Genomic DNA, 10,650 nt, shown 5'->3' with positions numbered 1-10,650 from the left:
ACGGCGGCCGCCGCGCGGCGGGCCGCCGGGGTCCTCTGCCTCACCCCGGCCCGGCTCCGAAGCCGCCACCGGTTCGGCGACCGCCTCCGGCCCGCCGGAGGGACCGTCGTCCCCGCGCAGCGGGCTGCCGGGGTCCTGGGGCTCGTCCGCGCCCGCGGCCGGGCCGCTTGTCGACATGGCGGGAAGAGGCGCGGTGGGCTCACCCGGCGTCACCGTTGCCCGGTCCCCGTCCGCACCGCCCCGCTCCAGCCCCTCCTGGGCCGGCACGGCAGGCGCGGGCGACCCGCCCCGGTCCGTGCCGGGACCGCGGCCCAGGGAGCGGCGGGGCGGGCGGGTGGAGTCGTCGGTCGGCGGCATCGCGGTCCAGGGGCAAAAGGAGCAGGCAGGGCAGCGCGCAGGCTACCGTCAGCGGCCGCGAAGGCGTCGCACGAGAATGCTCGCGTCGCCGCGCTGCTCGAGATCCGCCAGCACCACCGCCACCGCCTCGCGGACGATCCGCCCGCGGTCGACGGCCAGCCCGTGCTCACCACGCAGCACCAGCCGCGCGTGCTCGAGGTCCATCAGTTCCTCGGCCGAGACGTAGACCGTGATCTTCTCGTCGTGCCGTTCACGGCCACTGGGCCGGCGGTTCGCGCCGCGCTGCCGGCGGCGCGTCTGTCCGGTCGGCGACACGGCGGCGGCTCCGGACGCGGCGGCGTCCTGCGGGCGGCGGCCCGTGGCACCGCCGGCCGGCGCGGCCTGGCCGGCCTCCGCGCCCCGGCTGCGTCCTCCCGCCGGGGCGTCCGCGTCCGCCGCGGAGTGCTCCTGCGAGGAAGAGGAGGCCCCGGACGACGAGGACGGCTCAGCCGCCCCCTCCCCGGCCGGATCGCTCTCGCCTGCCGGCGCCGGCACCCTGGCCTCGCCGTTCGCCTGCCGCCGCGGGGACGACGACTGGAGCGCCATGCCCCCGGTCGTACGGAACAGTTCGTCGGCCCCGGGCAGACTCACTCGGCGTGACACCGGGCGAGCACCTCCCTGGCGAGCTGACGGTACGCGGCGGCGCCGACGGAGTTCGATGCGTATGTGGTGATGGGCTCACCGGCGACCGTGGTCTCCGGGAAGCGCACGGTCCGGCCGATCACCGTGTGGTAGACGTGATCGTCGAACGCCTCGACCACCCGCGCCAGCACCTCCCGGCTGTGCACCGTACGGGAGTCGTACATCGTGGCGAGGATTCCGTCGAGCTCCAGGTCGGGGTTGAGCCGCTCCTGGACCTTCTCGATCGTCTCGGTCAGCAGCGCCACACCACGCAGCGCGAAGAACTCGCACTCGAGCGGCACGATCACCTTGTGCGCGGCGGTCAGCGCGTTCACCGTGAGCAGGCCCAGCGAGGGCTGACAGTCGATCACGATGTAGTCGTAGTCCGGCAGCAGCGGCTTCAGCGCACGCTGCAGCGTGGACTCGCGCGCGACCTCGCTCACCAACTGCACTTCCGCGGCCGAGAGATCGATATTGCTCGGCAGCAGATCCATGTTGGGCACGGCGGTCTTCAGCAGCACCTCGTCCGCCGACATGCCCCGCTCCATGAGCAGGTTGTAGACGGTGAGGTCGAGCTCCATCGGGTTGACGCCGAGGCCGACCGACAGGGCTCCCTGCGGGTCGAAGTCGACGAGCAGCACACGCCGTCCGTACTCCGCGAGCGCGGCGCCCAGGTTGATGGTCGACGTCGTCTTGCCGACGCCGCCCTTCTGGTTGCACATCGCGATGATCGTCGCGGGACCGTGATCGGTCAGCGGGCCCGGGATCGGGAAGTACGGCAGGGGCCGCCCGGTGGGGCCGATCCGCTCGCGGCGCTGACGCGCGGCGTCAGGGGCGAGCGTGGCCGCGTACTCGGGGTCGGGCTCGTACTCGGCGTCGGGGTCGTAGAAGTGCCCCTCGGGGACTTCCTGGTAGGCGGCGAAGTGGGTGGACTCTCGGCCACTCTCGTTGCCGGCCATGGCGTTCACGTGTTGGCCGTCCATCATCTTCATCGTGTGGGCTGTCGTCATGTGCGTCGTGTGCGGTTGTGTCGCGAAGGTCCGGACAGCGACGGAGCCGACAGCCTCGAGCCCGGACTGCTCTGTTGACGGGACCCGGCCCCTCGCAGGCATTCCCGGTTGACCACCCCCGGGAGTAAATGTCGACTCATTCACAAGTCGTCTTACCTCCTTGGACGTGACCAGGAAACTTATCGATAGGTCAGCGTGGCACCATGCCGACGGTTGGCGACTCTATGGCGTGTCACCGGTCCGCAGCAACACAATCCGCCGGACCCGGCCCGATGTGTCGGCAACCGAACACCCTTCTGTCAAGGGTGCTCCGGACTCCGGGCATGACCCGGCCCGCACGTTTCGAGGGTGTGCGAAACGGTTAAAGGGTTACGTTCGAGGCGAGTTGAGCGAGTCTCGCAAAAGCGGTCGGATACACATCCGGCCGGACCTTGCTCGGCAAGGTCCGGCCGCGGGCATGATGTTGACGAGCCGCGTTGACGCGTCAGCCGAGCAACGTGCTCAGTTCGGTGCTGGCCAGGCCGTGGGCCTCCGCGACCGGACCGTAAACGACCTGGCCGTCATGGGTGTTGAGGCCCAGCGCCAGCGCCGGGTCACGGCGCAGCGCCTCGACCCAGCCACGGTTCGCGAGCTCCACGATGTACGGCAGCGTCGCGTTGGTGAGCGCGTGGGTGGAGGTGTTCGGCACCGCGCCGGGCATGTTGGCGACGCAGTAGAAGACCGAGTTGTGGACCACGAAGGTCGGGTCGGCGTGGGTGGTCGGACGCGAGTCCTCGAAGCAGCCGCCCTGGTCGATTGCAATGTCGACAAGTACACTTCCGGGCTTCATCTTGGCGACGAGCTCGTTGGTGACCAGCTTCGGGGCCTTGGCGCCCGGGATGAGAACGGCGCCGATGACGAGGTCGGCCTCGACGACGGCCGCCTCGAGCTCGAAGGCGTTCGAGACGATCGTCTGCACCTTCGTACCGAAGATCTTGTCGGCCTCGCGCAGCTTGTTGATGTCCCGGTCGAGCAGCGTGACGTGGAAGCCCATGCCGACCGCGATCTGCACGGCGTTCCAGCCGGAGACGCCACCGCCGATGACGACGGCCTTGCCCGCGTGGACACCCGGGACCCCACCGGGCAGCACGCCGCGACCGCCGGCCTGGCGCATCAGGTGGTACGCGCCGACCTGCGGGGCGATACGGCCGGCGACCTCGGACATCGGGGCGAGCAGCGGCAGCGCGCGGGTGGCGGTCTCCACGGTCTCGTACGCGATGGCGGTGGTGCCGGACTCGAGCAGCGCGTCCGTGCACTCGCGGGATGCGGCGAGGTGCAGGTAGGTGAAGAGCGTCTGGTCCTTGCGGAGGCGGTGGTACTCCTCGGCGATGGGCTCCTTGACCTTCAGCAACAGGTCGGCGGTGGCCCAGACCTCGTCGGCGGTGGGCAGGATCTGCCCACCGGCGGCGACGAACTCGTCATCCGTGATCGAGGAGCCGAGACCGGCGTTCTGCTCGATGAAGACCTGGTGGCCGTGGCGCACGAGCTCGTGCACACCGGCGGGGGTGATCGCCACCCGGAACTCGTTGTTCTTGACCTCGCGGGGGATGCCGACCTTCACGTCGATCACGGTCCTTGACTCAGGGGTATAAGGGGGCAATGCCATACATACCCGGATACGCATGGCGTACCGGAAGACACCACGAGAACATGTGGCGGAGCCAGTCTAATGAAGGACTTCGTGCTGTCTAGCCTTACAAAGCATTAATCTTCGGCTGAAGCGCTACGGATTTCGTAGGTAGAACCCTCAGTGCCCTCTGGCCCTAGCAGCCTCTCGGCCATGGCGCGGTGCAGCCTGGCGGCTGTCGGGTCGCCGAGCCGGCCGAGGGTGTCGGCCAGCCTGAGCTGCAACGCTGCCTGCAACCGTGCGTCCCCGGTCTGCCGGGCCAGCTCCACCGCCTCATGACAGGTGTGCAAGGAGTCCTCCGGCCGGCCCGCGTATTCCTGTACGCGCGCCACCTCGCTCAACGCCCTTGCCCGGGACGGGAGATCGCCGAGCCTTCGGTAGCCGGACACCGCCGCCCGCCAGTTGCGCAGCGCCTCGCCGTAGCGCCCCGCATAGGTGTGCACGGCACCCAGCCGGCCATACAGCCGGGCCTCGTCGGCCCACTCGCCGCGCGCCTGCCGCTCGGCGAGCGCCCGGCCGTACCAGTCCGCGGCCCGCTGCCAGTCCTCCAGCTCCTGGTAGGCACCCCCCACGGATTCCATCGCGCGGCCGGTCGCGTAGGGATCGTTCGCGGCACGTCCGGCGTCCAGGGCCGCCCGGTAGCGGGCCAGCGCCTCCTCGGTACGGCCGGTCGATACGTCCAGATCGGCAAGATTCAGCAGGGCTGCGGCCTGTTCACGGTGCAGCCCGCGGCGCTCGGCAACGCCGAGCACCAGCTGGTGCAGTCCGTAAAGCTCGGGAGCCGCGTCCTCCGTGCCACGATGCGCGGCCAGCGCCCGGACCAGGGCCGCGACCAGCCGCCGCGCCAAGGTGTCCAGCCCACCGTCCTCGACCGCGATCCGCGCCGAGGCCAGCAGGGCGGGCAACCGGATCGCCAGCCACTCGGCGGCGGCCGGCGCGGTGGAGAACCGCAGCTCGCGCGGCAGACCGGCCAGCTTCTTGCGGGCCGGTGAGCCGTCGGGCTCGGTGATCGCCCGGCAGGAGTGCAGCTGCCGTACGGTCCGCTCCAGCATCCTCGCCCGGCCCAGCTGTACATCGGCCGGGCGGTCGTGCGCCCGCATCAGGGTGCGCGCAAGCGGCAGAAGGGCACCCGGCAGCTCGTAGTAGTCACCGGCGGAGCGCAGGAATCCCAGGTCGGCGAGGTCGCCGAGGGTCGCTTCGGCAGACTGCACCGAACATCCGACCAGCGCGGACGCGGTGTGCCCGTCGGCGATCCCGCCGGGCGCGAGCGACAGCATTCGCAGCATCCCGGCGGCCGACGGCGGCAGGGATTCGTAGACCAGCCGGAAGGCACGGGCCAGCGGCCGGCCTACCTTGGGCTGTTCACCGTCGTCCGGCAGCGCCCGCAGCCGCTTGGCCACATCGGCGACCGATGCCCTCGGCCGGGCGGCGAGCCAGCCACCCACCAGGACCAGCGCGGTGGGCAGCCCGCCGCACTCCTCCGCGATGGACTCGGCAGCCTGCGGATCCACGGTGATCCGCACCGATCCGGTGAAGGTGCCCAGCAGCTCGATCGCGGACTTGGAGTCCATGCCGCCGAGCGTGCACGGCCGTACATCGGAAATGCCGGTGAGCGGGCCCTCGGCCACGGCCACGGCCAGGCAGTCCGGGTTGTCGGGCAGCAGCGGGTCGACCTGCTCCGCGTCCCCGGCGTCGTCGAGGAGCAGCAGCATCCGGCGTACGGTGAGCGCCTCGCGCACCATCCAGGTCAGCTCGTCCTCGCCGGCGCCGGGCGGCGACGCGATACCGAGGGAGTCGAGCAGTTCGCGGGCCACCCGCTCCATCGGGACCCGCCGCCCGCCCGGCTCGGTCAGCCGGGCCCGCAGTACCCCGTCGGGGTAGTCGGCGGCGACCTCGCGCGCGAGTTCCTCGGCGAGCGCGGTGCGCCCGGAACCTGGCCGCCCGGCGATCAGCAGCACCCGGGCACGCGGAGCCTTGCGCCCGGAGATGGTGTCGAGACCGGCCCGCTCGATATCGGCCCGCAGGGACCTCAACTCGCGCTGGCGCCCGAAGAATCGGCCCGACTGCGCCTCGGCCGGGCCGCCCACGTCCACCGCCTGATCCGTCACGGGCCACGCTCCCGTCAGTCCGCGCACGAGCCGAGCCCGCAAGGGACTCCGCGCGGGCGATCCGAGCGTAGTTCACGCTCTGCAACGATCGCGGCAGAGCCGGAAGAGCGCGGCGGAGGCATCGCCCGATCGGATCAGCGGATTGTCCGACCAGAAATCGCTCAGGCCTCGAACGGGCGCGCCGGCCACGGCGCCTCGGCCGGACGGAGTGTGTCGACGCCGTCGCCGTTCAGCACGACGGTCAGCGCCAGCACGCCCACCACCAGGCAGTTGTTGTGCAGATCTCCGGCGAGCACATCGCGGACAAGATCTTCGAGCGGGACCCGCGCCAGCTCCATGTCGGCCTCCTCCTCGGAAACCTCGAAGCGCTCCCCCTCAGCCTCCGAGAGATCGCGGGCGAGGAAAATCCGTACGGCCTCGTCGCAGCCGCCCGGCGTGGTGTAGACGTCGGTCAGTACTCGCCAGTCCTCGGCTTTGACATGCGCCTCCTCGTACAGCTCGCGCTGTGCGGCGTGCAGCGGGTTCTCGCCCGGCACATCGAGCAGACCTGCCGGGATCTCCCAGAGCTTGTGGCGCACGGGGTGCCGGTACTGGCGCAGCACGAGGACGCGCCCGGATTCGTCGAGCGCGAGGACCGCCACGGAACCGGGGTGCACCTGGTAGTCGCGGCGCGCGGCGGTGCCGTCGGGCATGACCACATCGTCGGTGCGAACGCTGGTCTTGTTGCCCCTGAACGGCGTCGCGGTCGCGATGACCGGCCATTCCTCGGGGGTGTCCTTGAGCTCCATGTACGTCCTCCACACCACAAGCAGAAACCGGGGTACGCGTCCCGAAGAACCCCTACCCCGGCAACCGTATCGCTTGGAACTACACGCCCGTCCTGCGCTCCACCGCGGCCTTGACCAGACCGGCGAAGAGCGGGTGCGGACGGGTCGGACGGGAACGCAGCTCCGGGTGCGCCTGGGTGGCCACCAGGTAGGGGTGCGTCTCGCGCGGGTACTCGACGTACTCGACCAGCTTGTTGTCGGGAGACGTGCCCGAGAAGAGGATGCCCGCCTTCTTCTCCAGCTCCGCGCGGTAGGCGTTGTTCACCTCGTAGCGGTGGCGGTGGCGCTCCTCGATGTACGGCTGGTCGCCGTAGACCTCGCGCACGATCGAGCCCTCGGCGAGCTTCGCCGGGTAGAGGCCGAGCCGCATGGTGCCGCCGAGGTCGCCCGCACCCTCGACGTACGCCAGCTGCTCCTCCATCGTCGAGATGACGGGATGGGCGGTGGCGGCGTCGAACTCGGTGGAGTTGGCGTCGGGGATCTCGGCGAGGTTCCGCGCGGCCTCGATCACGATGCACTGCAGGCCGAGACAGAGGCCCAGCAGCGGGATCTTGTTCTCACGGGCGAACTGGATCGCGCCGACCTTGCCGCTGACACCTCGGTCGCCGAAACCGCCCGGGATGAGGATCCCGTCGACGTCGCCGAGCTCCTTCTTGGCGCCCGCCTGGGTCTTGCAGTTGTCTGAGGCGACCCACTTGACCTTGACGCGGGCCTTGTTGGCGAAGCCGCCGGCGCGCAGCGCCTCGGTCACCGAGAGGTACGCGTCCGGCAGGTCGATGTACTTGCCGACGAGCGCGACGGTGACCTCGTGGTCGGGGTTGTGCACCCGGTCCAGCAGGTCGTCCCACGTGGTCCAGTCGACATCACGGAAGGGCAGGTCCAGCTTGCGCACGACATACGCGTCCAGACCCTCGGTGTGCAGCACCTTCGGAATGTCGTAGATCGACTTGGCGTCGATCGCGGCCACGACGGCGGCCTCGTCGACGTCGCACATCAGCGAGATCTTGCGCTTGATCGCCGTCGGCACCTCACGGTCCGCCCGGAGCACGATCGCGTCCGGCTGGATACCGATGTTGCGCAGGGCCGCGACCGAGTGCTGGGTCGGCTTGGTCTTCAGCTCGCCGGACGGCCCAATGTACGGCAGCAGGGAGATGTGCACGACGAAGACATTGTCGCGGCCGACCTCGTGGCGGACCTGGCGGACGGTCTCGAGGAACGGCAGCGACTCGATGTCACCGACCGTGCCGCCGACCTCGGTGATGACGACATCGACGTCGTCGGTGGCCATGCGGCGGATGCGGTGCTTGATCTCGTTGGTGATGTGCGGGATGACCTGCACGGTGTCGCCCAGGTACTCGCCGCGGCGCTCCTTGGCGATGACCGTGGAGTAGACCTGGCCGGTGGTGACGTTGGCCGAGCCGTCGAGGTCCACGTCGAGGAAGCGCTCGTAGTGGCCGATGTCCAGGTCGGTCTCGGCACCGTCGTTGGTGACGAACACCTCACCGTGCTGGAACGGGTTCATCGTGCCGGGGTCGACGTTCAGGTACGGGTCGAGCTTCTGCATGGTGACCCGCAGGCCCCGTGCCTTGAGCAGCGCGCCCAGGCTGGAGGCCGTGAGGCCCTTGCCGAGGGAGGAGGCGACACCCCCGGTGACGAAGATGTGCTTGGTCGTCATGGATTTGGGCGGCATCGCCAAGAGGGGGCTCCCGTGGTCGCGAGGTGAGGTGCGTACCGGCGACCCTTCGAAGGGGTTCGGGGGGTGCCGTCGCTGCGGTTTCGGGGCCCCTGTTCTGCACAGGGCGGCCACCGGTCCACGGGGTACCAGGGTATCAGCGACAGCGGGTGACTGCTTCCGGCCGCGCGCTCCCACATGAGCACCCCGTTCACCTTGGGCTCACCCTTGGCTCACCCGTTCGGCGGACCGATGTTGCCGGGACGGTCGCGCGGATCACCGGGCTGCGTCGTATCCTGCTCGGACACTCGCTTCCGAGCCCGTCGTATCCTGCTCGGACAATCGCTGCCGAGCCAGGCCGGCAAACGGCACCATCCCCGTCCGTCACCCGGAACCCGCGCTCGTCAACGACCCTTGAAGCAGTAAGCGCCCCGAGGGGCGGACGTGGCCGTTCGACTGGAGATGCACGTGGCCGGGCGCATCGAGGATTACGCACTCATCGGAGACATGCAGACAGCGGCGCTGGTCTGCAGGGACGGCTCTGCGGACTGGCTGTGCCTACCCCGCTTCGACTCGCATGCCATTTTCGCCGGCCTGCTCGGCACCGAGGAGCACGGCTTCTGGAGGCTGGGCCCGGCACATGCCGCGGGGGTCAAGCCGCCGAACGCCGACCGTCGCCGCTACCGCGGGGACTCGCTGATCCTCGAATCGGAGTGGGACACACCACGCGGAACGGTCCGTGTGACGGATTTCATGCCGCCTCGTGACGGCGCGCCGCAGCTGATCCGGATCGTGGAGGGCGTGAGCGGGCGGGTGCCGATGCGCTCGGCGCTGCGTATGCGTTTCAGCTACGGGCGTGTGGTGCCGTGGGTCCACAAGGTCGACGGTCGTACGGTCGCCGTCGCCGGGCCCGACTCGGTCTGGCTGGACACCGACACGGAGACGTACGGCAAGGACCTCACCACGTACTCCGATTTCACGGTCGCTCCCGGTGAGCGGATCGCCTTCACGATCAGTTGGCAGCCCTCGCACCACCAGCCGCCGGCGCTTCCCGATCCGGAGGGCTCGCTGGAGGCGACCTCGGACTTCTGGCGGGAGTGGGTCGAGCACTGTACGTACAACGGGCCCTACCGCGAGGCCGTGGTGCGCTCGCTGATCACCCTGAAGGCGCTGACGTACGCGCCGACGGGCGGGATCGTCGCGGCGCCGACGACCTCGCTGCCGGAGGAGGTCGGCGGCGTACGGAACTGGGACTACCGCTACACCTGGCTGCGCGACGCCGCGATCACCCTGTCGTCGCTGCTGCGCACCGGCTACCGCGAGGAGGCCCGCGCCTGGCGCGAGTGGCTGCTGCGCGCGGTCGCCGGCGACCCGGAGAACCTGCAGATCATGTACGGGATCGCGGGCGAACGGGAGCTGGGCGAGGCCGAGTTGGACTGGCTGCCGGGCTACGAGAACTCGACTCCGGTACGGGTCGGGAACGGCGCCGCGCACCAGCTGCAGCTGGATGTGTACGGCGAGGTCACCGAGGCGCTGCATCTGGCCCATATGACAGGTCTCGCGCGCAACGACTACGCCTCGGTGCTGCAGCTGAAGCTGATCCGCTACCTGGAGAAGCACTGGGACCAGCCGGACGAGGGCATCTGGGAGGTGCGCGGGCCGCGCCGGCACTTCGTGCACTCGAAGGTCATGGCCTGGGTCGCGGTCGACCGCACCATCAAGCTGATCGAGTCCGGCGACGCCGACGGGCCGATCGAGCGATGGCGCGAGCTGCGCGACGACATCCACCGCGATGTCTGCGAGAAGGGTTACGACAAGGAGCGCAACACCTTCACGCAGTCGTACGGCTCGAAGGAACTGGACGCCTCGCTGCTGCTGATTCCGCAGATGGGCTTTCTGCCGCCGGACGACAAGCGCGTCATCGGCACGATCGAGGCGATCCAGCGTGAGCTGGCCACGCCGGACGGATTCGTACTGCGCTATCCGACCGCGGGCGCGGATGCCGGCGTCGACGGCCTGGAGGGCGACGAGGGCGCGTTCCTGGCATGCTCGTTCTGGCTCGCGGACGACCTGGCGATGATCGGCCGGGTGGACGAGGCACGGCGGCTGTTCGAGAAGCTGCTCTCCCTGCGCAACGATCTGGGGCTGCTGGCCGAGGAGTGGGATGCGACGCTGCAGCGCCAGGTGGGTAACTTCCCGCAGGCGTTCAGCCATGTGCCGCTGATCGACACGGCGCTGCGGCTGACGGCTTCCGGGGCTTACGGAGGGTAGCGGCGAGGCCGCGGGGCAGGACCGCCCGACTGATCATCTCTCCCTCATCGGGACTACCATGAGAAGGTCCCCTCGCGCC

General features: G+C 69.9%; 7 protein-coding genes and 1 pseudogene. 1 reads left to right on the top strand and 7 read right to left on the bottom strand.

Features of this window, described 5'->3' with window-relative positions; genetic code table 11:
• From ACWDZ6_RS31315 to ACWDZ6_RS31285, 7 genes and pseudogenes are all read right to left on the bottom strand, one after another.
• A pseudogene (locus tag ACWDZ6_RS31315) lies at window positions 1-357 on the bottom strand (hypothetical protein); the annotation flags it as partial.
• Between the two features lie 48 nt (window positions 358-405).
• Window positions 406-987 (bottom strand): hypothetical protein, encoded by a 582-nt coding sequence (locus ACWDZ6_RS31310; RefSeq protein ID WP_389183384.1) that lies wholly within the window; start codon window positions 985-987, stop codon window positions 406-408.
• Window positions 984-2,129, bottom strand: a complete 1,146-nt coding sequence (locus ACWDZ6_RS31305; RefSeq protein ID WP_326648989.1) for a ParA family protein — start codon at window positions 2,127-2,129, stop codon at window positions 984-986. Before ACWDZ6_RS31305 ends, ACWDZ6_RS31310 begins: the two co-directional genes overlap by 4 nt.
• A gap of 382 nt (window positions 2,130-2,511) precedes the next feature.
• Window positions 2,512-3,627, bottom strand: coding sequence for an alanine dehydrogenase (gene ald / locus ACWDZ6_RS31300; protein WP_326655142.1), 1,116 nt, complete (start codon window positions 3,625-3,627; stop codon window positions 2,512-2,514).
• Window positions 3,628-3,770: 143 nt separating this feature from the next.
• Complete coding sequence (locus tag ACWDZ6_RS31295) at window positions 3,771-5,801, bottom strand: tetratricopeptide repeat protein (protein ID WP_451505513.1); 2,031 nt, start codon at window positions 5,799-5,801, stop codon at window positions 3,771-3,773.
• A 161-nt stretch (window positions 5,802-5,962) separates the two neighbouring features.
• Window positions 5,963-6,589: an NUDIX hydrolase gene (locus ACWDZ6_RS31290; RefSeq protein WP_366735781.1), complete on the bottom strand. Its 627-nt coding sequence runs from the start codon at window positions 6,587-6,589 to the stop codon at window positions 5,963-5,965.
• A gap of 79 nt (window positions 6,590-6,668) precedes the next feature.
• On the bottom strand, window positions 6,669-8,318 hold the full coding sequence (locus ACWDZ6_RS31285; protein ID WP_326648994.1) for a CTP synthase: 1,650 nt from the start codon (window positions 8,316-8,318) through the stop codon (window positions 6,669-6,671).
• Between the two features lie 450 nt (window positions 8,319-8,768).
• Here ACWDZ6_RS31285 and ACWDZ6_RS31280 point away from each other — a divergent pair, with 450 nt between their 5' ends.
• On the top strand, window positions 8,769-10,571 hold the full coding sequence (locus ACWDZ6_RS31280) for a glycoside hydrolase family 15 protein (RefSeq protein ID WP_366735794.1): 1,803 nt from the start codon (window positions 8,769-8,771) through the stop codon (window positions 10,569-10,571).
• Window positions 10,572-10,650 lie beyond the last annotated feature (79 nt).

It is taken from the genome of Streptomyces sp. NPDC002926, from assembly GCF_053591755.1.
Note: the sequence above shows the minus strand (reverse complement) of the source record. Positions and strands in the feature narration are given on the sequence as shown.